Source organism: Emcibacteraceae bacterium (genome assembly GCA_041396985.1).
GTDB lineage: Bacteria > Pseudomonadota > Alphaproteobacteria > Sphingomonadales > Emcibacteraceae > Pseudemcibacter.
In genome coordinates this window covers 332,195-354,403 of the sequence record JAWKXO010000001.1, presented here as the reverse complement: position 1 = coordinate 354,403, position 22,209 = coordinate 332,195, and the positions used below count along the sequence as shown (strand labels likewise).

Annotated in this window: 21 protein-coding genes; 13 read left to right on the top strand and 8 right to left on the bottom strand. The window is 44.5% G+C overall.

From position 1 onward, the window contains the following. Positions 1-11: 11 nt before the first annotated feature. Complete coding sequence (gene hflX, locus R3D86_01665) at positions 12-1,406, top strand: GTPase HflX (protein ID MEZ5756910.1); 1,395 nt, start codon at positions 12-14, stop codon at positions 1,404-1,406. Further along, positions 1,396-2,190: an inositol monophosphatase family protein gene (locus tag R3D86_01660; protein MEZ5756909.1), complete on the top strand. Its 795-nt coding sequence runs from the start codon at positions 1,396-1,398 to the stop codon at positions 2,188-2,190. The genes hflX and R3D86_01660 overlap by 11 nt, the downstream gene beginning before the upstream one ends. Here R3D86_01660 and mazG read toward each other — a convergent pair. Next, positions 2,168-2,956, bottom strand: a complete 789-nt coding sequence (gene mazG / locus R3D86_01655; protein MEZ5756908.1) for a nucleoside triphosphate pyrophosphohydrolase — start codon at positions 2,954-2,956, stop codon at positions 2,168-2,170. The genes R3D86_01660 and mazG overlap by 23 nt on opposite strands. A gap of 190 nt (positions 2,957-3,146) precedes the next feature. Between mazG and R3D86_01650 the strand changes: the two genes are divergently transcribed. Genes R3D86_01650 through thpR form a run of 4 tightly spaced genes read left to right on the top strand, consistent with a single transcriptional unit; the run spans position 3,147 to position 8,784 of the window. Further along, on the top strand, positions 3,147-6,161 hold the full coding sequence (locus R3D86_01650) for an amidohydrolase family protein (GenBank protein ID MEZ5756907.1): 3,015 nt from the start codon (positions 3,147-3,149) through the stop codon (positions 6,159-6,161). Positions 6,162-6,163: 2 nt separating this feature from the next. Next, positions 6,164-6,457, top strand: a complete 294-nt coding sequence (locus tag R3D86_01645) for a DUF4212 domain-containing protein (protein ID MEZ5756906.1) — start codon at positions 6,164-6,166, stop codon at positions 6,455-6,457. A gap of 1 nt (position 6,458) precedes the next feature. Beyond that, entirely contained in the window at positions 6,459-8,210 is a 1,752-nt protein-coding gene (locus tag R3D86_01640; protein ID MEZ5756905.1) for a sodium:solute symporter family protein, read from the top strand. A gap of 4 nt (positions 8,211-8,214) precedes the next feature. Then, on the top strand, positions 8,215-8,784 hold the full coding sequence (gene thpR, locus R3D86_01635; GenBank protein ID MEZ5756904.1) for an RNA 2',3'-cyclic phosphodiesterase: 570 nt from the start codon (positions 8,215-8,217) through the stop codon (positions 8,782-8,784). A 2-nt stretch (positions 8,785-8,786) separates the two neighbouring features. Here the strand turns inward: thpR and R3D86_01630 are convergent, their stop codons facing one another. Beyond that, positions 8,787-10,358, bottom strand: coding sequence for an EAL domain-containing protein (locus R3D86_01630; protein MEZ5756903.1), 1,572 nt, complete (start codon positions 10,356-10,358; stop codon positions 8,787-8,789). A 132-nt stretch (positions 10,359-10,490) separates the two neighbouring features. Between R3D86_01630 and R3D86_01625 the strand changes: the two genes are divergently transcribed. From R3D86_01625 to R3D86_01605, 5 genes are read left to right on the top strand one after another with little or no spacing between them, the layout of a single operon-like run. Beyond that, a complete protein-coding gene (locus tag R3D86_01625; protein MEZ5756902.1) occupies positions 10,491-11,453 on the top strand; it encodes a carbon-nitrogen hydrolase family protein in 963 nt (320 codons plus the stop codon). Next, complete coding sequence (locus tag R3D86_01620) at positions 11,446-11,949, top strand: N-acetyltransferase family protein (GenBank protein MEZ5756901.1); 504 nt, start codon at positions 11,446-11,448, stop codon at positions 11,947-11,949. The genes R3D86_01625 and R3D86_01620 overlap by 8 nt, the downstream gene beginning before the upstream one ends. Positions 11,950-11,985: 36 nt before the next feature. Next, positions 11,986-13,278, top strand: a complete 1,293-nt coding sequence (locus R3D86_01615) for a M24 family metallopeptidase (protein ID MEZ5756900.1) — start codon at positions 11,986-11,988, stop codon at positions 13,276-13,278. Between the two features lies 1 nt (position 13,279). After that, a complete protein-coding gene (locus tag R3D86_01610) occupies positions 13,280-14,569 on the top strand; it encodes a hypothetical protein (GenBank protein MEZ5756899.1) in 1,290 nt (429 codons plus the stop codon). A gap of 14 nt (positions 14,570-14,583) precedes the next feature. Continuing rightward, positions 14,584-15,171 carry a gluconate 2-dehydrogenase subunit 3 family protein gene (locus R3D86_01605; GenBank protein MEZ5756898.1) on the top strand — a complete coding sequence of 196 codons (588 nt, stop codon included), beginning with the start codon at positions 14,584-14,586 and terminating at the stop codon, positions 15,169-15,171. Between the two features lie 2 nt (positions 15,172-15,173). Here the strand turns inward: R3D86_01605 and R3D86_01600 are convergent, their stop codons facing one another. Next, a complete protein-coding gene (locus R3D86_01600) occupies positions 15,174-15,755 on the bottom strand; it encodes a peroxidase-related enzyme (GenBank protein ID MEZ5756897.1) in 582 nt (193 codons plus the stop codon). 219 nt (positions 15,756-15,974) lie between these two features. Here R3D86_01600 and nhaC point away from each other — a divergent pair, with 219 nt between their 5' ends. Further along, positions 15,975-17,381: a Na+/H+ antiporter NhaC gene (gene nhaC, locus R3D86_01595; GenBank protein ID MEZ5756896.1), complete on the top strand. Its 1,407-nt coding sequence runs from the start codon at positions 15,975-15,977 to the stop codon at positions 17,379-17,381. Here the strand turns inward: nhaC and R3D86_01590 are convergent. The 5 genes from R3D86_01590 to R3D86_01570 all read right to left on the bottom strand — a co-directional run bounded on the left by R3D86_01590 (position 17,366) and on the right by R3D86_01570 (position 21,353). Further along, positions 17,366-18,430 (bottom strand): hypothetical protein, encoded by a 1,065-nt coding sequence (locus R3D86_01590; protein ID MEZ5756895.1) that lies wholly within the window; start codon positions 18,428-18,430, stop codon positions 17,366-17,368. The two genes, nhaC and R3D86_01590, sit on opposite strands and share 16 nt — an antisense overlap. Continuing rightward, complete coding sequence (locus R3D86_01585) at positions 18,430-19,005, bottom strand: helix-turn-helix domain-containing protein (protein ID MEZ5756894.1); 576 nt, start codon at positions 19,003-19,005, stop codon at positions 18,430-18,432. Before R3D86_01585 ends, R3D86_01590 begins: the two co-directional genes overlap by 1 nt. Next, positions 18,995-19,954: a 2-oxoglutarate and iron-dependent oxygenase domain-containing protein gene (locus R3D86_01580; GenBank protein MEZ5756893.1), complete on the bottom strand. Its 960-nt coding sequence runs from the start codon at positions 19,952-19,954 to the stop codon at positions 18,995-18,997. Before R3D86_01580 ends, R3D86_01585 begins: the two co-directional genes overlap by 11 nt. A gap of 94 nt (positions 19,955-20,048) precedes the next feature. Beyond that, complete coding sequence (locus R3D86_01575; protein ID MEZ5756892.1) at positions 20,049-20,726, bottom strand: hypothetical protein; 678 nt, start codon at positions 20,724-20,726, stop codon at positions 20,049-20,051. A gap of 6 nt (positions 20,727-20,732) precedes the next feature. After that, on the bottom strand, positions 20,733-21,353 hold the full coding sequence (locus R3D86_01570) for a hypothetical protein (GenBank protein ID MEZ5756891.1): 621 nt from the start codon (positions 21,351-21,353) through the stop codon (positions 20,733-20,735). Between the two features lie 54 nt (positions 21,354-21,407). On the opposite strand from R3D86_01570, the gene R3D86_01565 reads away from it, so the two are divergent. After that, positions 21,408-22,199 (top strand): IclR family transcriptional regulator, encoded by a 792-nt coding sequence (locus R3D86_01565; protein MEZ5756890.1) that lies wholly within the window; start codon positions 21,408-21,410, stop codon positions 22,197-22,199. Positions 22,200-22,209 lie beyond the last annotated feature (10 nt).

Sequence of the window (22,209 nt, the reverse complement as noted above, 5' to 3'; positions counted from 1 at the left end):
TTCCCTCAGTCATGACCAATCATGATGCAAAAAATTCTCTAGATTTTCGTAAAAAAACCTTTAGCAGTTTTTGGAATGATCAGGTGGATGCACCGGAAATGGCAAACCATTCGACCGGTGCGCGCACATTTATTTTTCATCCAAATCTAACGAGCAGAAATCAGGTTTCTCAACAATTTGACCGTAGTGCACAAAACAGGCTTGATGAAGCCGTCTCATTATGTGCTGCCCTTGATCTTGAAATTATCATGGCGGAGGTGGTACCGCTTTCTAAAATCCGTCCCGCTACATATCTGGGTAAGGGTAAACTCGAAGAGATAGCCGTTTATATCAATGCACATGATATAGAACTGGTTGTTGCTGATTGCGAGCTCAGCCCGGGCCAGCAAAGAAATCTTGAACGTGATTTAAAGGTGAAGGTCATTGACCGTACCGGTCTAATCCTTGAAATATTTGGCGAGCGTGCCCAGACAAAAGAAGGGGTGATGCAGGTTGAACTTGCCCATCTAACTTATCAGAAAAGCCGTCTGGTTCGGTCATGGACCCATCTTGAACGCCAGCGTGGCGGTTTCGGTTTTATGGGTGGCCCCGGTGAAAGTCAGATTGAAAGTGACCGCAGGCAAATAGACGAGCGGATCGGTAAAATTAAGAAGCAGTTGGCCTCGGTTATCAGAACCCGTGAACTTCATCGTAACAGTCGCCGCAAGGTTCCATTTCCCATTATTGCCCTAGTCGGTTATACAAATGCCGGGAAATCAACACTTTTTAATTATCTGACCAAAGCCAATGTTATGGCAGAGGATCTCTTGTTTGCAACACTTGATCCCACCATGCGTAATGTTGAAATGCCAAATGGTAAGAAGGCAATTTTTTCTGATACGGTTGGATTTATTTCTGATTTGCCGACACATCTGGTCGCTGCATTCAGAGCGACTTTAGAGGAGGTCACGGAAGCGGATATTATTCTTCATGTGCGTGACATATCACATCCTGAGACAGAAGCGCAGAAACAGGATGTTGAAGGAATTTTAAAATCTCTAGGGGTCATGGAAAATAAAAACAAAATCATTTTTGAAGTATGGAATAAAGCGGATCTTTTAAGCGATGAAAAACGCGAGGTCATGGAAAATATGGCAGCAAGGAATGATAATGCTGCCATGGTATCGGCTATTACTGGTGCTGGATGTGACCAACTGCTCCTCAATCTGGATAAATTGCTCGCCAAGGGTAAAAAAACCTATACCCTTAAATTTAGCCATGCAGAAGGTGCTGATATCGCACTTTTTTATAAATATGGTGAAGTGCTTGATCGAAAAGATACTGCAAAATCGACTGTCATAACAGTCAGACTTGATAACGCGGCAATCGGACAGTTGTCAAAAATGGGAAAACTTAATGAAAATTGATGAAATAAATTCATTGATTAAAAATGTAGCCGATAAGGAAATTCTCTCCCGTTTTCGTAATCTGCGTGAGGACGAGGTCCATTTTAAAGAACCAAACGAATTTGTAACAGCTGCTGATATTGCTGCCGAGGCTATCCTGACAGAAGGACTGCTGGAACTCTACCCCAATGCGATTATTACAGGGGAAGAGGATATAGCGGAAAATCCGCAGAGGCTTAATGATCTTCTTGCTGCTGACTGTGGTTTTCTGATTGATCCTATAGATGGCACAAATAATTTTATTAAGGGAGATGAGCGCTTTGCCGTGATGGCGGTTGCCCTGCAAAAAGGAAAAGTGGCTGCCAGTTGGATATATCTGCCGGCAACGGGGGCAATGGCAATGGCACAGGTAGGAAGCGGAACCTATCTTGACGGGGAAAAAATAAATCTTCCTCCTGCAAAAGCCAATCTCAATGAATTAACAGGTGCTGCCCATATTAACCGTATGCCGGAAAATTTAAGATCAGTCGCAAAAGAAAACCTGAAACGGTTCAAAGAAAACAGACCAGCCTTTTGCGCAGGATATGATTATATTTGTTTGCTGACCGGGCAAAAGGATTTTTCTGCTTATTACCGGACCCTGCTTTGGGATCATTTGCCCGGAGCTCTGCTTTTTGAGGAAGCAGGGGGATATGTCCGAACTCTCGATGATAAACCCTTTACACCGACGAATGATGGATTAGGTCTGCTTTGTGCCCACGATAAGGCCGTTTGGAAAGATATCAGAGACGCTCTGTTTCCTTAGCCTTTTCCCAAAATTCATCAAGCTCTTCAAGCGTATATTGATTAATAGTTTTTTCTTCATTTTCAATATATTGTTCAATTTTATTAAAGCGATTTGTAAACTTGTGATTGGCGCGTCTTAGGGCTTCTTCCGGATCAATCTTAAGGTGCCTTGCCAGATTGGCATAGACAAACATCATATCACCGAATTCTTCCTCAATTTTATCTTTATTCTGATTGTTTTTGACCAGTTCTTCTGAAAGCTCAGCCATTTCTTCGTTCAGTTTGTCAATAACCTGTGATGTTTCGGGCCAGTCGAATCCAACTCTGGCGGCCCGCTTTTGCAGCTTAACGGCACGGGTGAGTGCCGGAAGACCAATGGTAACACCATCCAGAATACTGGCCTGTTTTTTATCGGCTCTCTCCTTAGCTTTTTGTTCTTCCCAGGCAATGGTCTGTTCTTCCGCATTTCTGAAATTTTCATCGGCAAATACATGGGGATGACGACGCACCATTTTATCTGCAATAGCTTCAGCCACATCAGAAAAGTTGAAAAAGCCGGCTTCCTCGGCCATGCGGGCATGGAAGACCACCTGAAACAGCAGATCCCCCAATTCATCTTTAAGCCCCTCCATGTCATTATTCTCAATCGCCTCTGCCACTTCATAGGCTTCTTCAATAGTGTAGGGAGCAATTGTTTTAAATGTCTGCTCAACATCCCAGGCACAGCCATCTTTCGGGTCACGCAGTGTTTCCATAATCTGTAGGAGATTTTTGATATTTTCCATATTTCACATTCATAATTTTAAAATTAGTATTCCCGGTGAATATATAGGCGGGTTTGTTGTCATCAGAGTAATACGACAGGAATAAAATTCAAGCATTGAATAATTCTTAAATTTGATAAAATTATTTACATCTAAGTTAATTTCTGGAAAGCTGTGCCAGGGATTATTCAAGTAAATACAGGGGAGAGTTATGAGGGCTCTATATTCATTTTTGCTGATTGGTTTGTCTTTATTAAGCGCTGCTGAAGCAAAGGAAATTAAATTTTCACAAGGGACAAATTTCGGGATCAGCCTTTCGCCTGATGGCAAATTGATCACTATGGATCTGCAGGGAGTGTTGTGGACTGTTCCTGCCGAAGGGGGAGTTGCAAAGGCACTCACAGCCGGGCAGCAGCCCGAAGCCCGTGAACCGAGTTTTTCACCGGACGGCAAAAAAATTGCTTTTCAGGGCTATTATCAGGGCTACTTCCATATCTGGACAATCAACAGTGATGGGAGTGAGCTCAAACAGATTACATCCGGACTTTATGATGACCGTGAACCATCCTGGAATGAGGATGGTGATACGATTGTCTTCGCATCGGACCGCGATGGCAATTACGATATCTGGGAGATAAATGTAAAAAATGGTTCTGAAAAAAAATTAACAAACTTTCCGGATGATGAAGGACATCCCAATAAATCCAGGAATGGCGAGCGACTTTTATTTACCCGAGAAATAAAAGGCAGATATTCTGAAATCGTTATGATTGATTATGCAGAAGACAAGCCATATGAAGTCAGCCTGATGAAAACGGAACGGGGTATTTTTATCAGGCCGTCTTGGACCAACAATAGTGAAGGGTTCAGTTATATTTCACAATTTAATGATGACATTAGATTAAATTATGTGACGGATGTCTATAGCCTGGAAGCGCAAAAAGACACGGTTGTTATCGATCAGGGGGATATATTTCCGTTTCGGTCTGTCTGGAGTGAGCAAGGGATATATTTCACCGCTGATGGCCAGATTAAATTTCGCCCGGTTAAGCTTGAAAACAGACGAAATAAAACGCGGGTAAGTCTTGGTGATCTGAAAATGGTGCCTTTTGAGGCGTCGATTACTTCGGTTGAGCCGAATTATACACACAAAGTCCGTGATTTTGATAACAGAGCGTCACAGCAAGTTCGTGGCATTGGAGCAATGGATGTATCGTCAAAAAATAATGATATCGTTTTTACCGCGCTTGGCGATCTGTGGCTGCAGGAAGGTGATAAGCTTTCCAGAAATATAGATGATGGTCCCGGTCATGTGGTTGACCCGGCCTGGTCACGAGAAGGGGATAATCTGGCCTTTGTTGCGGAAAGGGATGGCCAGATGGATATCTGGATCCGCGATATTTCCAGTGGCAAGGAAAGAAGATTGACCCATGATCTGAACCGTGAGTACAGACTGGCCTGGTCGAGAGACGGAAAATACATTGCTTATCTTTCAACACGGGGCATTTCAAACACCTGGGGCAGGTCCGATCTTAAAGTCATTGATGTGGAATATGGGAATATCCATACCGTTGATGAGCAGTTATTTACGCCAGGAAAGCCGACCTGGTCAGTTGATGGAAAGCATCTGGTTCTGGCGGTGGTCAAACCGGCAACATCACGTTTTCGCGAAGGAATGCATGCTCTTAAACAATATGATGTGGAAAGCGGTCGGTCAAAATTCCTCGATCTTCCCAATAATATCGGATTAAGCACCCGTGATGGAAGTGGCCCTGTTATTTCTTATGATGGTGGTAAAATGGCCTATATCGCCGAAGGGGAATTAAGAGTTGCCTATGTCAATAATGCCGGGGAAATCACCGGTGCTGCTGAAAACAAATGTCTTGATACGGCGCTTATGCCCCGCTGGGCAAGGGGATCAGAGCGCATCTATTATTTTTCAGGAAAAACTCTAAAAAGCTGTAATTTTCTAACCGGGCAGACGCAAAATCATTTGATTAACCTTTCATGGAAGCGGGCATCGGACGAGGATATAACCATTCATGTGGGGCGTATTTTTGACGGCGTAACGGACCAGGTTCGTGAAAATGTGGACGTTTTTGTTTCCAAAGGGCGTATTACCAGTATAGCCCCTCATGGACAGTATCCTGTTATCGGCAAGTTTTATGATTATTCAAAAAATACAATGATTCCAGGACTTATGGCGGGGCACAGTCACCAAACGGAAATAATGGGGGAAAAACTTGGCCGAAACTGGCTTGCTTACGGTATCACGAGTGTTCGCGACCCGGGCAGTAATCCTTATAAATCGCTGGAACGTCGGGAGATATGGGATAGTGGTATTTCGGCTGGTCCAAGGTTATTCAATGCAGGTTGGTTGACTGGCGGAGCCAGAGTTTATTATGGCCAGTCCTATAACGCTTTGAATGAAAAGGCGTTAAGGCATGAACTCCAGCGTGCAGCAGAACTTGATTATGATATGATTAAGTCCTATGTACGCTTGCCCGACGAATATCAGCAGATATTAATTGCCGATGGCCATAAACTGGGTATTCCATTATCCTCACATGAAATTGCACCGGCTGTTCAAAACAGCATGGACAGTGTTGAACATATTTCAGCCACCAGCAGACGGGGATATTCACCGAAATTTTCTTCCCTTGCCCACAGTTATGAGGATGTCATCAATATTATCAGTCAATCCGGCCTCTTCATCACGCCGACTGCCGTGCTTGATGGGGGATATTATAAATTTCTTCAGGATATGCCTGAATATAAAAGTGATATTAAATATAGAACGTTCCTTGATCAGTTACAGCGGGATGATCAGGAAATGTTTGCAAAATCCGGTTTTGCTTTTAATGCCATAAAACATACTCCTGCGCTCCTCGAGACCATTAAAAAACTTCATGATCGAGGGGCCAATGTGGCGGCGGGCACGGATAGTCCGTTTATTCCATATGGCATTGCACAGCAGTTGGAGATTATTATGTTTGAAGCCGCTGGTCTTTCACCCGCTGATGCCATACGTGCCGGGACCATCAAGGTGGCAAAGAATATTGGTGTTGAAGCTGATCTTGGAACACTGGAGGTTGGCAAACTGGCGGATATGGTCATATTAAACGGTAATCCCATTGAGGATATCCGCAATATCCGTAACGTTGAAGCAACCATTAAAGGTGGTCATCTTTATACAATCCGTGAACTTACGACAAACAGGGATTAAATATGACGGACGCAAAAGCATATTGGAAAGAGAATGTCAGTCTGGTTTTAAAACTGCTTCTGATCTGGTTTATTGTTTCCTATGGGATGGGGATTTTGTTAGTTGATTACCTTGACAGGTTTCAGTTTTTTGGATTTCCTTTTGGCTTCTGGATGGCGCAGCAGGGGTCAATTTATATCTTTGTGGCCCTGATTTTTATCTATGTGTTCAAAATGAACAAACTGGATAAAAAATACGATGTTGAAGAAAGCGATGACCATATCCCCGCTGAAGATTTGACCAAAGGGGAACAGTGATATGGATATTCAAACGCTGACTTATATTATTGTCGGGATCACGTTCGCCATTTATATCGGCATAGCGGTTTGGGCCAAGGCGGGGACGACGGATGATTTCTATGTGGCCGGACATCATGTGCCGCCGCTGGCAAATGGTATGGCGACAGCGGCCGACTGGATGAGCGCGGCCAGTTTTATTTCCATGGCGGGAATCATATCCTTTATGGGGCGTGACGGCTCCATGTATCTGATGGGCTGGACGGGTGGTTATGTGCTTCTGGCCCTGCTTCTGGCGCCTTACCTCCGCAAGTTTGGCCAGTTTACCGTGCCTGACTTTGTCGGGGACCGTTATTATTCCAATGCAGCCAGAACGGTTGCGGTTATCTGCGCCCTTTTTATTTCCTTTACCTATGTTGCCGGGCAGATGCGGGGGGTCGGTATTGTCTTTTCCCGGTTTCTTGAAGTTGATATCACCACAGGGGTTCTGATCGGCATGTCGATCGTCTTTTTCTATGCCGTACTGGGGGGAATGAAGGGTATAACCTATACGCAGGTGGCGCAATATTGTGTGCTCATTTTTGCCTTTATGGTTCCGGCAATATTTATATCGCTGATGATGACGGGTGATCCAATTCCCCAACTCGGCTTTGGCAGCACCCTCGTGGACGGGTCGGGGATATATCTTCTTGATAAGCTTAATGGTCTTTCAACCGAACTCGGGTTTGGTAAATATACCGATGGCCGAAAATCAAGCATTGATATGTTCTGTATTGTCGCTGCACTTATGGTTGGAACCGCGGGGCTTCCACATGTTATTGTCCGGTTTTTTACGGTTCCGAAAGTTCGCGATGCACGTCTGTCGGCTGGCTATGCTCTTGTGCTTATTGCCATTCTTTATACCACGGCACCTGCAGTCGCCAGTTTTGCCCGGCTTAACCTGATTAACACCGTCAGTAATGTTGACTACACGCAGACTCCGTCCTGGTTTAAAAACTGGGAATCGATTGATCTGATTGCCTGGCGCGATAAAAACCACGATGGTAAGATTCAGTATATGGCCGGAAACGCGTTTGATGGCAAACCTGATTTTACCGACGGACGTGGTGCAAGTGGAGAGCGACTTCTTAAAAACGCAGACGGCAACAGTGTAAATGAGCTTTATATCGATCAGGACATTATGGTTCTGGCCAATCCGGAGATCGCGAAGCTTCCAAACTGGGTTGTGGCGCTTGTGGTTGCAGGGGGGCTGGCAGCGGCTTTATCAACGGCGGCGGGGCTTTTGCTGGTGATCTCAACATCTGTTGCCCATGATCTTTTTAAAAAAATGCTGCTTCCCAATATTACCGATAAACAGGAACTGATGTATGCCAGAATGGCGGTTGCTATTGCCGTACTGATTGCCGGCTATTTCGGCATCAATCCGCCTGGCTTTGTGGCGCAGGTTGTTGCCTTTGCCTTTGGTCTTGCGGCGAGCAGCTTTTTCCCCATTATATTAATGGGGATTTTCTATAAGCGAATGAATAAGGAAGGGGCCATTAGCGGCATGATCAGCGGTCTGGTCTTTACGGCGGCCTACATCATATATTTTAAATTCATAAATCCGGGAACTGATAATGTCAGTCACTGGTGGTTTGGGGTTTCCCCGGAAGGGGCGGGAACATTGGGTATGGTCCTTAATTTTATCGTTGCCTACGGGGTCAGCAAATTAACCCCTCCGCCACCACAGACTGTACAGGATATGATCGAAAAAATCAGAATCCCAAGAGGATAAGACATTGGAAAAAGAGCTAACAAAGCCGAGTATTAGGGCTTTTGTTGCATTGTCGCTCAGTAATGAAGTGATGGAGGTTCTAAAACAAAAGTCAATTGCGCTTCAGAAACAGTTTGCAGCGCTGAATATCAGATGGGTTCCTTTTAATAATTACCACCTGACATTAAGTTTTATCGGCAATATTCCGCTGCATGAAATTGACAGGCTTGAAGCCGTTGTAAAAAAATCAATTTCCGGTTTTACGCCGTTCACACTGACCATTGGTGATATCATTCTTTTCCCGCCTGATAAGGAAGTTAAAGGACTTTTCGTCGCTGATGTCCTGCTGGATGAGGCTCTTGAAAAATTGCAGGCAAAAATTGAAACGGATTTAAGAGCGGCAGATTATAAAATTTATGATCGGCCCTATAGACCGCATATTACCATTGCCCGCTTAAGAAAAAACAGGGTGGAGGAAGAAGAACTCCCTAAAGACAATCTTAAATCTTTTTCATCGGTTAACCAGGTGCATATCTATGAAAGTCATAAGGAAAATGGCATCGTTTCAAATTCAATTGTTCGAAGTTGTCCATAGGATTAGGAAGTATAAAGCTTGATCCCTGTATTGGGGCGTCCGAACAGATAACCTTGCCCAAAAGTAACACCAAGCTGTTTTAAAAAATCTGCCTGCTCTTCGGTTTCGACCCATTCGGCAATTGTGTATATATTAAGATCATTACAAAGAGTGACGATTGAGCGCAGAAAAGCACGTGTCTTTTCATCTTTAAGGGCATCCCGAATATAATCGCCATCAATTTTAACGCCATCAACCACCAATTCACGTAGATAGCGAAATCCGGCAGCGCCTGCGCCGAAATCGTCTAGATAAACCCTGAAACCCATTTCTCGTATTTCATTAATGACATCAGAAAGCTGTTTCAGATTAGTGATTTCGGCTGATTCCGTAATTTCAAGTGAGATAAATTTGTTAATTTCAATATTGTTTCGTAATCGTATTTTTAAATCTTCCAGAAAAGCTTTATTGGAAAGAGATTTACCCGATAGATTGACCGCAATTTTTGGCGGTGTTTCGTGTATTTTTATCTGATTTATTTTTTCAACCACGAGATTAAATGTTGCCCTGTCAAATTCCTGGATCATGCCAACTTTTTCAGCAAAACAGATCGTTTCAAACTGGAGATTATGCAGGTCCGCATCAGTAAACCTAATCAATGCTTCTGAATGGTGTACGGCTCTGCTTTTAAGTGAAACAATAGGTTGATATAGAAGTGAGAAATCGCCATTGGCCAAAATAGTTCTAAGGTTCTGTACTTTTGAGGCCGTATCTTCAACTATTTCCCTGTAACCCTGTGCGAGCGTTTCAATATCAAAACCGTCTGCATCGTCGGCGAATTGCTGAAGACTGAATAATAAGGCACGAACCCCGTCTTCTTCGCTCAACATATCCTGCTCTGTATCAATGGTTGTGCTTTTTAATCTAATCCCTGTGGATTTTGTAAGCTCACGGATCAAAGCTTCAGTTTCAGGTCCATCAGGTTCTTTTGTATGAATTACGGCGAAGCGATTATCCGACAGTTGTCCGGCACTTTGGCCACCAGTTGAATATTTATTGAGTAAACTCCCTAGTTGGGCAATTCTTTCACCTTCAATTTTTTGATTACCCTCAGTTTCCAGCAGGGTGATATTAAGATGAGCGTCCTGATTTTTATTATCAGATAGAATGTTTTCAACTTTTTTAAGGAAAATGTCTTTTTCTTCTTTGATATCATTGCTGTCAGGGTTTGACTCAGTCTTGTGACCAAGTCGATATGCCGACATAAGGACCAGAAACATCCGGGTTTCATCATCAGGCAGTTTTCCAAAAAATATAGAATAATTCTTTCTGAATTTTTCTTTTTTACCAACATAGAAATTGACGGGACCAATACGGTTGGTCCCTTTTATAAGCGAGGATATCTGTTTAAATGTCTTGCGTTCACTGGCTTCAAGCAGGTCAGGAAAAAGGGTTGATTTAACCTCAGATGTCCCCAGGCCAATTTCGCTAATAGCGCCATCGGCATTTACAATTCTGAACTCTTTATTTAATTCAATAAGAATATCGCCTACTGAAAAAGAGAAACCCAGGAAGCGATCTGGAATTTTGGCCATTTTTATCCCCAACAAAACTGGCAGTATAAGAAAAGAAGTTATGTTTTACCAACATTATTTATACGTAACCAAGCTTGATTAAAAGGAATAAAAGACATACAAATATTGGGGACTGATGATAAGGGGAAGTTCATGAAAACGGATCAGCTTAAAGTGGGACTGGCGCAGATTGCACCTGTATGGTTTAACCGTGAAGCGACACTTGCAAAAGTCATTAAATATATTGAAAAAGCGGCTTCCCAGGGGATTGAACTGATCGCCTTTGGTGAAGCACTTGTTCCGGGTTATCCGTTTTGGATTGAGCCAACCGGCGGGGCACGCTTCAATGCACCGGACCAAAAGGAAATATTTGCAGAATATACCAATCAGGCCGTACAGATTGAAGCCGGGCATCTTGATGAGGTTTGTGCCGCAGCACGGGATGGGGGAATAGCTGTATATCTTGGTATTATTGAAAGAGCCAAGGATCGTGGGGGGCATAGCCTATATTGCAGTATGGTTTATATTAACTGGACGGGAAAAATCTGTTCCGTACACCGTAAACTGCAACCAACCTATGAAGAACGACTGGCCTGGTCACCGGGTGATGGCCACGGGCTAACGGTTCATGAGCTTGGTAATTTTACGGTTGGGGGTCTTAACTGCTGGGAAAACTGGATGCCGCTGCCCAGAGCAGCTCTTTACGGGATGGGTGAGGATCTTCATGTGGCCATCTGGCCCGGATCAAAGCGCAATACTCATGATATAACACCCCACATGGCCAAAGAGGGGCGCTCATTCGTGATGTCCGTATCGGCACTAATGCGCCCAGACGATATTCAAAAATCAATGTTACACTTTAAAGAAATTATGGAACCAATTAAAAATAAAGAATTTTTAGCTGATGGTGGCTCATGTCTTTGTGGCCCGGACGGACAGTGGATAATTGAACCTCAGGTCGGGGAAGAAGGGCTTTATGTGGCAAGTATTAATCATGCAAAAGTCCGTGAGGAAAGGCAGAATTTTGATCCCGCCGGGCATTATTCAAGGCCGGATGTCACCAAACTGATTATTGACCGCCGTCGCCAGGCAACTGTGGAGACCATTGATGAGTGACCTGATTATTCGTCCTTCCGAAGAGGAGGATATGGAAGCCATACACAAAATTTATGAGAATGAAGTGCTCAACCGCACAGCGACATTTGATGAAAGTCCGCCCTCAAGAGAAGCAATGGAAGCAAAAAGGATCGATATTTTGTCGCATGGTTTTCCGCATATGGTGGCTGAAATGGACGGAAAAGTGGTTGGGTATGGTTATATATCCCTTTATCGGCAGCGATCAGCTTATTCCCAGACAGTTGAAAATTCAGTTTATGTGGCCGTTGATAAACAGAAGTCGGGGATAGGTTATAAGCTGATGCAGGCAGTTATAGAGGACTGTGAAAGACTGGGGCTTAAAAATATCATTGCCGTCATTGGTGACAGCGGCAATACGGGATCAATAAAACTGCATCAGAAACTGGGTTTTAGACAAGTTGGAATTTTGACCGATGTCGGGTTTAAATTCGGCCGCTGGCTTGATGTGGTTTTGATGCAGAAAACATTGAGATAAAATTTATAAACAAAAATAAATTGTGGGAGTGGTTTCATGAACAGCAGAAGAAATTTTTTAAAACGGACCGGATTTGCCGGTGCCGCCGGATTGGTCAGTGCCTGTGGTCAGGGGGCTGAGCAGGGAAAAACTGAAGAAAAGGCAGCTGTCAGGACAGGGAAATTTGACCATCTGCCCAATATGATGGATGGGGTCGCCCCCATTTCCGTTTCGGAACATAAAGCGCGCGTGGCCAAAGCACAGGAGCTGATGGCCCAGAATGGGATTGAGGCCATTTATCTCGAAGCGACATCAAACCTCTGGTATTTTACAGGCATGCGCTGGGGTCAAAGTGAACGTATGGCGGCCGCCATAATCCCTAAAGAAGGGGAAGTAGCCTATGTCTGCCCGATGTTTGAAGTGGAAAGGCTGAAAGAACGCATCATCCTTGGTGATATTGTCCGTGGCTGGGAAGAACATGAAAGCCCCTATAAACTAGTGGTTTCCATGCTTAAAGATATGGGGATAACATCCGGCAAACTTGGTATTGGTGAAAATACCCGCTTTTTTCTTGTCGATGGTATCAGGAAGGAAGCACCGTTTCTTGAAATTGTCAGTGCCGATCCTGTAACTGCAGAGTGCCGAATTATAAAATCGGCTGATGAAATAAGGCTTTTGCAGAGGGCAAATGATATTACCATTGCCGCCTATAAAGAAACCGTCAAACATATAGAATTGGGTATGCGTGGATCAGATATTTCGGCCATTTCGAGGCAGGTTCATGCAGCATTAGGCGTCACAGGCTATCTTGGCACTATGATCGGTGTGGTTTCATCATCCCCACATGGTTCTATCGTGGAACCGGTGCTTGAGGAAGGCATGATTGTGCTGATGGATGGCGGTTGTGATGTCCATAATTATTCGTCCGACATCAGCCGGACTATTGTTTATGGTCAATATACGGCGGAGCAGGAAGAGGTCTGGAACCTTGAAAAACGGGCACAGGCCGCTGGGTTCGCTGCCGCGCAGCTAGGTGCGCCACAGGAAAATGTTGATATAGCAGCCCGAAAAGTGATTACCGATGCAGGTTATGGTCCGGATTATAAAACACCGGGTCTGCCACACAGGACAGGTCATGGGATTGGACTTGATATGCACGAATGGGGCAATGCAGTACTCGGCAATAAACGGCCTTTGGCGCCCGGTATGTGTTTCAGTATTGAACCGACAATAGCCATTCCCGGTAAATTCGGTGTGCGGTTGGAAGATTGCTGTCATATGACAGAAAGTGGCCCGGCATGGTTTTCGAACCCTTCTGTCGCAATTGATAATCCGTTTGGTGATAATTAAAATGAAAAGAATATATTTTTTTCTGGCATTTATTTCTGCTCTTGCTTTATCAGGATGCGACGAGAATTCGGAGTCAATAGATCACCAGTTTACCATTGCCATGATCCCGGATACCCAGAATATGGTCGATTATCTGCATCAGAAACAGGCTGGCTTTGCCATTGACAGCGCTGATCTTTATATTGAACAGATGCAGTATATTGCGGACAATACTGAAAGCAGGGGTGGTGAAATTGCCTTTGCCACATCGGTTGGGGATGTCTGGCAACATTTGGATGTCGAAGTTGATCCGGCCCATTATGATCGTGGGCTGCGTAAAGTGCCAACCACACCACGTATCCCGCCGGAGGAACTGGTGTCAGGCAGAAATAATTTCGAAATACCCGTTGTCATAAAAGGGTATGACCTAATTGAGGAAACCGGTATTCCATTTTCCGTTGCCCCCGGTAATCATGATTATACAACGGGATGGATGCATAATCCTTTTCCGGATGATCCAAACGCCCGTGATCGGATGCGCGCAGAAAATATTCTGCCCAATATGCATCTGGGCGGGTATGATGTTTTTAATGGTGTATTCGGCCCTCAAAGCAAATATTTTAACGGCAAAAACTGGTATATCAGCAGCTTTCATGGTGGTGTAAACAGTGCGCAGGTCTTTGATGCCGGAGGCTATAAATTTCTTCATCTTGCCTTTGAAATGCAGGCGGGAGATGATGTTTTGGCATGGGCACAGTCAGTAATTGATGACAATCCCGGATTACCCACCATTATTTCGACCCATGATTTTCTAAATCCTCGTGGTGAGCGTCTGCCAAGCCCAAGTTATGACCTAGATGCGGTTGATCCCCTTGCTCATAATAGTGCAGAGGAAATATGGGACGAATTTATCCGCAAAAATGACCAGATTTTCATGGTGCTGAGTGGCCACCAGCTTGGACAGGCAATCAAAACTTCTATAAATGATAATGGAAACGCCGTATACCAGATCCTGGCTGATTATCAGGGGCGGGGACAGGCGGCAAACCCACCTGCGGACCAGGAACAGATTACCGGAATTGGGGACGGTTGGCTTAGGTTAATGGAATTTGATACTGCACCGGCAATTCCGGTGATAAAGGTCAGAACCTATTCAACATTTTATAAAAAATATTCAAATGAGCTTGCGGATTATGCGGGCTGGTATCGTGATATGGAACAACCTGGAATGACAGATCAGGAATTTCAGGACGCCGATAATTATGATATAATACTAAATGATTTTAAAATTAGGTTCGGTGAACCTGAATAAAGGGAATATGATAAATGATAAAAAAGCTAAGCCGTCGTGACATATTGGAACGCATGGCCGTGGTCAGTGGTGGGGCTATATCATTAAGCATCATTTCCGCCTGCGATAACGGGGTTTCGGTGCCTGAAACAACCGATAATTTAAACCTTAAGGTTCTTAGTAAAGAGCAGTTTGATCTTGTGGGGGATCTTGCGGATATGATTATCCCGGAAACAGATACGCCCGGTGCAAAGGCTCTGAATGTTCATTTCTTTATTGATGAATTGGCTGCAAATTGGATGACGGCTGATGAAAAAGACAGGCTTTTAATTGATCTGACTGCCCTGGATGAACGGATCAGGCGGCTTTTTGGCAATAACTTTTCAAATCTTGATGAAAATAATAAAACAGCAGTTCTTGAGCAGTTGGGTTCTGAAATGCTGATTTCCGAAGAACGCAATAGTGGTCATAAACATATTTACCAGCAGCTTCGTGAACTGACAATTTTTGGTTATTACACATCGGAAGTCGGGGCAACGGAAGAACTTGCTTTTGACCCATTGCCGGGGGATTATCATGGCTGTATCCCTTTTTCCGACGTCGGAAAAACCTGGTCAGTGTAATTTTACTCATCTTCCTTATAATAGCCAATGACGTCGCCTTCAGTGGTCACGCCAAGCCCATTGAGCACCCGGTTTGAATAATTAAAATAGGCAACGACCTGGTTCACTTCAAGAATTTCCCCATCATCGCAACCAGCGGCACGAAGCAGTTCCATATCAGTTTTATCCATTTTGGCAACATTTTCGGTCAGCTTTTTTGCGTAATTCAAAAGAGCCAGTTGTTTTCCTGAAAATACCCGTTCCGGGGCATGATCTTTTAGCGCTGCATAGATAGCCTCTGATTTTTCCTTATTTTTGATCAATCTCCTTGCATTGGTAAAATGGTGGGTAAGACTATATTGGCATTCATTGATGATGCTTGTGTAAGAAGCAACAACTTCAAGAAACCAGAATGGCAGCACATTTTCCGGGTTGTGAAGGACCGATTTATAAATGGCCATATGCCCGGCAATTGTATGTGGCCGAAGGGATTGACAACGCATAACATTATCAACGGTGCCATGTGGAGAACGGGCCTTGTCATACATTTCTTTTGTAAGACCTTCGGCTTCACTGTCTTCAATCATTTTTATCCATGCGCTCATATTTTCTTCCATTCCCTGATCAATATGGTTGCAAATATCCTATTAAAACTGAATAGAAAATCCAAGCCCTTAAAGGGTTGGAATAAGCAAAATGACGGTTCCACTATGCTGGCATTGACTTTCCGGGGGATGGCTTTATCTTGGTTAAAAAGAAACGAAAATTTTAGCAGTAGCAAGGCTAAATTAGAAAAGTAATTTTAGGGAAGAATATTTTATTTTATGAGTGAAGTTAAGATACCCGGGTTTACACAGTCGGCAATCTGCTTTGGCGGCATTATTGGCATGATAATCACCGGCCTGATCGTTTTTGCCATTCCACTTCATGTTATTATTATGACGGCAATTATCTGGACTTCCGGCCATGCCTATTCACTGGGTTATCGGTTCCCGGATATCAAGCTTGCCATGAATAAGGGAATAGAACGTGGTTTGGGGGCCATGTATATTTTTATTCTGATCGGCGTAGTGATTGCCGCTTTTCTTGAAAGTGGGACAATAACAAGTATTGTTTATTACAGTCTTGATCTGATTAATCCTTCAGTGTTTTTGCCGGCGGCTCTTCTTATCTGCAGCTTTATGTCACTGGCGGTGGGAACGTCCTGGGGCACTGTAGGTACGGCCGGTGTTATTCTGATCGGCGTAGGATATGCCATGGGAATTCCTCTGCCGATTGTGGCGGGAGCGGTCGTTTCCGGGGCCACGTTTGGTGATAAGCTATCACCCATTTCGGACACCACAAATCTGGCGGCAGTCGCGGCAGGGACGGATCTGTATAAACATATAAAATCAATGCTTTATACGACTATTCCCACCTATATTATTTGTCTCGTTCTCTATGCTGTCATTGGCTTTAATTATTCCGCTGATACAGTGACCCGTGATGAAATTATTGCTTTCCAGTCGGCGATTGATGCTAATTTTGTCGTGAGCATATGGAGTTTTCTTCCAATCATCGTTTTGCTGGTTTTAAGCCTTCGAAAATCACCGGCGGAAGTGGCGATGGTCACCAGCGTTGCAACAGCAATTTTTCTCGCCATTATTCAGCAGGACAGGAATATTCTGAATGTTTTAACCAGTCTTCAAAGCGGCTACTCAGCTGATACGGGGCATGCGGGGCTCAATCAGCTTGTCAATCGCGGTGGCATCATGAGCATGATGGAAACCCTTTCCATGACATTATTTGCCCTTGCTCTAGGCGGTCTTTTGGAAAAAGTTGGTTTTCTAAAAGCGTTGCTGAGCGGTCTTTTGGATAAAATAAAATCATTCCTTTCCCTGATATTTGCCACTATGTGCACTGGAATTCTGGCCTGTACAAGTATGGGGGAAAGCTATATTTCCATCATTGTGACATCACAGCTTTTCAAAGAGAAATATGCAGAAATGAAACTCAAGGCCTATATGTTGTCACGAACGGTGGAGGAAAGCACGACAATGTCTTCACCGCTTATCCCATGGTCTACGGCAGGTGCTTTTTACTATGGGGCCATGCAGGTGCCCGTGCTTGATTATCTGCCTTATACTTACTTGAATGTGCTTAATCCGATCGTGTCACTGACCATGACTTATTTCGGAATTGCGGTTTTCAAAACGATTACTGAAAATAAGAGTGCTCAGGCAGCCGAATAGTTAAAAAGACCGGCAAGATCGGGCCATTTTCTTAAACACTGGCTGCTTTTTTCAAACATATGCGGTAAAAGCTTTCCGTCCTGCCATAGGGGCGTGCCGTTTACTTTTATTGAATGCCCGGGAAGGGTACAGCTGATTTCACCAGGTGCGTAGTCGCCGCAGGTATGGAAATGAACATAATTTGGGTCACTGAATACTGTATTTGACCAGCGGTCAGGATTATCGCATTCGGGGACAGTATAAGCGCAGCCTGGATGAATCCCCGCATGCCATGAGTGAACGATAGCAGGATCAATGTTAAATTCAGAAGCAACATTCTGATAATGTTTTTTTACCTTTGCCACTTCATTATCTGGTCCGGTAAAACTGATGATGCGGCCCTTTTTTATTTCTGCATAAACGGGTTGGTCAATTTTAACAAAGGGCGGTTCATAAACGCTTGATCCAGTGGGGGCAAGGTAGCGGTCCATTACGATGCGGCCAGAGAAGTTATCTGCTTCAATCGGGGCAGGAACACCGAGCGGAAACCTTAAAACACCAACATCCTTTTGCTTATTACCCTTTTTTTTATGTAATAATCCGGAAAATTCAGTTCCCAGCGGGCAGCTAATTTCAATTTTCTCAGCATTGGTCAGAATATTATCAACCGCGTCTTTTAAGTCCACTATTGATTGATATGGTGTCGTGCCAAAAGGGGAAGCGAGCATATCCATATCGCGGATATAACACATCACACTGCGTGTGCCGGGTTTGGGTCGGGAAAAGCGGTCCTGATCACCAATGCGGCTGAAAAATATGGTGCAGTCATGATTTTCAATATGGCTGAGCAGTTTTGGGCATCTTACATTCTCTGGCTTGCCAACCACAATAGTTGTCGGATTTATACCCATCTTTTCTGCTTCTTCGGAAATAAAACGTGCGGTTTTGCCGTCATACCAGCCAAGATCAGACCGTTCTGAAATGATAAGCAGGCTTTCATCTTTCTCAAGGCCAGCGCAATTTCGCAGCAGGTTTTTTGCACCAATAATATGGTGTTCAGTAATCTGCATCAGCGTCTTTCCGCCTTGATTGTCAAAAATGTAAATTTGGGACTCAGGACTTCAGCAATGCCGTGGCTTAGCTCGCTATCCAGCGTCAGGCTATCGCCTTTTTTTAAATGGATCTGCCGCTGTCCGTAATTAAAAAGTGCCTCTCCCTCTTTCACATGCATGAAGACGACACCATGCCCGATATAGGTCGGCGCCTTGGCATCCTGCTTTACCATGGTGACGATATGGGCTTCAAAGCTTAAATCGCGTCGGATGTGGGACGCGAGATTAATATAATCGTGGCTATGTTTATCAATAATTCTTGTGGAATGGATGCCCTGTCCCGACCTTACATGGGTAAAGTCGACATGATCGGTCGCTGTGTCTCTGAAAAAACTGACCATCGGCACATCAAGAGCTTCACTGAGGGCGCTAAGGGTGGAGATGGAAGGGGAGACCTGACCATTTTCAATGCGGCTGATCATGGCGGCGGAAACGCCGGCAGCTTCGGCAAGTGCACGGGCATTAAGCCCACGGCTTTCACGCATATCTTTTAAGGATGCACCAATGGCGCTGTCAATTTTACTATCCGTCATTTTTCTTCCTGTATGAAAAGGCCCGATCGAAACGCCAGGCCAGATAATCACCGCAGCTGATGGCAGGCTCATTTGCTTTACCAAAAATGTCTACCGCATCAATGATGGTTTCCGGGTTGGGATCATAGGCCAGCACCAGTGACAGCCTTTCCCGGCCCGAGCGGTTAATAACCCGATGGGGTGTTGATCTATATTGACCGTTGGTCCAGCGATGAAGCAGATCACCGACATTGACAATCAGGGTTCCTTCAATGGGCGGCGCTTCAATCCAGTCCCCATTAATTTTTTGTACCTCCAGTCCGCCTACATCATCCTGACAGAGAACGGTCAGCACACCAAAATCAGTGTGTGGCCCAACACCGAACTGATCATCACCCATTTCCCGGGGCTGATCGGGATAATACACAAAAGAACCCCTGCTTAATGGCAAATCGGAGGTTTTAAGGAAAAAGTCTTTATCGAGATCAAGGCCAAGAGCAAATCCCTGCATAAGATAATGGGCAACAACATGGGCTTGGAAAAAATAATCCATCGCCGAATGTCTTAATTCCGGCAAAAAAGCTGGCCATTTATTTTTGCCGCGCAGGGGGTGATCTTCAGGGATTATCCCATTTTCATCCTCAAAACCCCAAAGGAAACTTTCCTTCAAGTCAGGTTTCAGATCATCATCCATTTTTGCACCGCCGCTGCTGATCCATCCTCTGTGCTGATCACTTATTTTTACGGATGATTTTAATGTCTCATCGCTGTGGAAAAAGGAATATGCCGTCTCGCGCGCTTTTAATATACAGTTTTCAGGAATGCCGTGATTTTTGATATAAATAAACCCGAAGTCCCGGCTGGCAGCATGTAAGGCAGCTGCAACATTTTTGGGGACCGAACCATCTCTTAGCGGACCAATATCAATGATCGGAATTGTTGCCTGATCTACCGATTTTATGTTGGCCAACGATGAAAAACTCCCCTTAAAATGATATGAGACTCATATAAGGGAAGTTATAATTTAAAATTTACTGTTGAGCAATATATTAATTATTATGCAATTATATATCTTCAAAAAATGTCGGGTTTCTGCCGCCGATGACAATATCAAACCTATAGCCGCAGTCAAAATCCTCATAATGCGTTTCAAATTCTTTTCCGATATTCTTATCAAAATTATCCCCCATCAGTATACGCATCGGGTCACTGTCATTATGAGGGTCGTCCTTGAAATACATCTGGGTGATCAGGCGTGATGATCCGCCGCGGATCGACATATGAATATGTTTTGGCCGCCAGCGGTTGATATCTGGGCGGGCCAGATAGGCGCCGGGCCGGATGGTCCAGAATTCATAATTGCCATTCCGGTCGGTAAGGGTTCGGCCAATACCCAGAAAATTTGGGTCAAGCGCCAGTCCTGAATGATCCTCAATATGGGTATAGCGCCCATATTTATTGGCGTTCCATATTTCGATCAGCGAATTTTTAATGGGCCGTCCAAATTCATCGGTAACCTTGCCGATCACTATTATAGGCTCACCTTCTGCCCGTGGTCGTCCGGGGGCAAGGCGGGTCATGTCCGCTTCGCCCGGATTAATCCCGTAATTATAGGGGGCATATGGCGCGAATGAGGCCCGGGCTTCCTCCGGTATTAGGTGGAGACGGTTTCTCGGTGTTCTCTCATTGGATGTATTGTCGGTCGGGCCGATTTCAATTTGTCTTCCGTATCTGGTCATCATTATTTCCTAACTCAGCAGGTCATCAAAAAACGGGGTTTCATTGTCACCCGCCATGATGATTTCAATCTTATATTTTTTTAAGCCGTCGTCTGTTTCTCCGGCCGGTTTCATCATTAGACGCTCCCTTAGCTTTTTATCAATGGAGAGCAGAAGCGGGTCACTTTCATTGGCCGGGTCACCATCAAAAAACAGCTGCGTGACGATCCGCATAATCCCGTCTGAAAATATCGTCAGCGTAATATTCGGTGCTCTTGGCTGTTCAAGATCGGTGTTAATTCCCGGGCGAATGGTTTTTAAGCTGAAATTGCCGTCTTTGGTCCGGTGACGGGCATAACCGTTAAACCACGGATCAAGCTTAGGGTGGGTTTCTGTAAGCGGCGTACGGTATATGCCATCGGCATTGGCCTGCCAGAATTCAAGCAGGCAGCCATTTGCAAGATTGCCGTTGATATCTTTTATGCACCCTTCAATGATAATTTTTTCACCGCGTGGCTCAAGAATAATACCACGGCGGATTTTGGTCATATCCATACTGTCATTATCGCATAGCGATATCGGGTAATAGGGGCCCAATGTATCTTCATTGGTTGGTGTAAGGCGGTTGATTTTTGCTTTGGAATGTGTCATCCCTTATCCTTAAGTTTTGTATATAAAACAAATGTTCGTAATTTTAGGTTAAATATGTCAGAAAGTCTAAATAAGAATCATGACCGGTATTTTGTTCCGGGACTGGCGCGAGGGCTTCGCGTACTTGAGGTAATCGCGCAGGCTGATCAGCCACTTACCATTGCTGAGATCGGTAAAAAACTTGAAATTTCCAGGTCTTCCGCATTCCGGATTACCTATACACTTTCTTATCTCGGTTATCTTTCCTCTGATAAGGGGGATAAGCTTTATGAACTGGGGCCTCGGGTTCTTGATCTTGGTTTTTCCTATCTCAATCGGCAGGACATTATCAAGCTCGCCAAGCCTTATCTTGAAAAATTGCGTGATCAGACAGATGTTTCCAGTCATCTTGCTATCCGTGATGGTAAAGAGGTTCTTTATCTTGATAATATTATATCGAGATCGTCCTTCGTAAGCAACATTACAACCGGTGACAGGAGGCCCATTTATGCCACGCCGCTTGGCTGGATATTGTTGGGGGATCTTTCTGAAACGTCGATCCGAAAACTTTTTGAAGGGGATCAGTTTAAAATCCTGACCCCGCACACCCCGAAAAATACGGATGACCTTATTAAACGGATCAAAGACGCACGTGAACAGGGGTATGTCATATCTCGCGGTTTTGTTCAGCGCGGTGGATCGACCATCACCGCCCCCATCCTTAATGAAATAGGGAAGGTGGTTGCGGTTATTGACATATCTGCACCGGACAGTGCCTTTTCCTTTGATAAAATGGACAGTTTCTATGTTCCGGCGGTGGTGGATACCGCGCGTGAGATTTCTAAAAATCTCGGACATAGAGGTTAGCATTAAATTC

Bases quoted from the DNA above. Each gene is read 5' to 3' on its own strand.
- hflX (MEZ5756910.1), top strand. From the start codon at position 12: ATGACCAATCATGATGCAAAAAATTCTCTAGATTTTCGTAAAAAAACC.
- R3D86_01660 (MEZ5756909.1), top strand. From the start codon at position 1,396: ATGAAAATTGATGAAATAAATTCATTGATTAAAAATGTAGCCGATAAG.
- mazG (MEZ5756908.1), bottom strand. From the start codon at position 2,956: ATGGAAAATATCAAAAATCTCCTACAGATTATGGAAACACTGCGTGAC.
- R3D86_01650 (MEZ5756907.1), top strand. From the start codon at position 3,147: ATGAGGGCTCTATATTCATTTTTGCTGATTGGTTTGTCTTTATTAAGC.
- R3D86_01645 (MEZ5756906.1), top strand. From the start codon at position 6,164: ATGACGGACGCAAAAGCATATTGGAAAGAGAATGTCAGTCTGGTTTTA.
- R3D86_01640 (MEZ5756905.1), top strand. From the start codon at position 6,459: ATGGATATTCAAACGCTGACTTATATTATTGTCGGGATCACGTTCGCC.
- R3D86_01630 (MEZ5756903.1), bottom strand. From the start codon at position 10,358: ATGGCCAAAATTCCAGATCGCTTCCTGGGTTTCTCTTTTTCAGTAGGC.
- R3D86_01625 (MEZ5756902.1), top strand. From the start codon at position 10,491: ATGAAAACGGATCAGCTTAAAGTGGGACTGGCGCAGATTGCACCTGTA.
- R3D86_01620 (MEZ5756901.1), top strand. From the start codon at position 11,446: ATGAGTGACCTGATTATTCGTCCTTCCGAAGAGGAGGATATGGAAGCC.
- R3D86_01615 (MEZ5756900.1), top strand. From the start codon at position 11,986: ATGAACAGCAGAAGAAATTTTTTAAAACGGACCGGATTTGCCGGTGCC.
- R3D86_01610 (MEZ5756899.1), top strand. From the start codon at position 13,280: ATGAAAAGAATATATTTTTTTCTGGCATTTATTTCTGCTCTTGCTTTA.
- R3D86_01605 (MEZ5756898.1), top strand. From the start codon at position 14,584: ATGATAAAAAAGCTAAGCCGTCGTGACATATTGGAACGCATGGCCGTG.
- R3D86_01600 (MEZ5756897.1), bottom strand. From the start codon at position 15,755: ATGAGCGCATGGATAAAAATGATTGAAGACAGTGAAGCCGAAGGTCTT.
- nhaC (MEZ5756896.1), top strand. From the start codon at position 15,975: ATGAGTGAAGTTAAGATACCCGGGTTTACACAGTCGGCAATCTGCTTT.
- R3D86_01590 (MEZ5756895.1), bottom strand. From the start codon at position 18,430: ATGCAGATTACTGAACACCATATTATTGGTGCAAAAAACCTGCTGCGA.
- R3D86_01585 (MEZ5756894.1), bottom strand. From the start codon at position 19,005: ATGACGGATAGTAAAATTGACAGCGCCATTGGTGCATCCTTAAAAGAT.
- R3D86_01575 (MEZ5756892.1), bottom strand. From the start codon at position 20,726: ATGATGACCAGATACGGAAGACAAATTGAAATCGGCCCGACCGACAAT.
- R3D86_01570 (MEZ5756891.1), bottom strand. From the start codon at position 21,353: ATGACACATTCCAAAGCAAAAATCAACCGCCTTACACCAACCAATGAA.
- R3D86_01565 (MEZ5756890.1), top strand. From the start codon at position 21,408: ATGTCAGAAAGTCTAAATAAGAATCATGACCGGTATTTTGTTCCGGGA.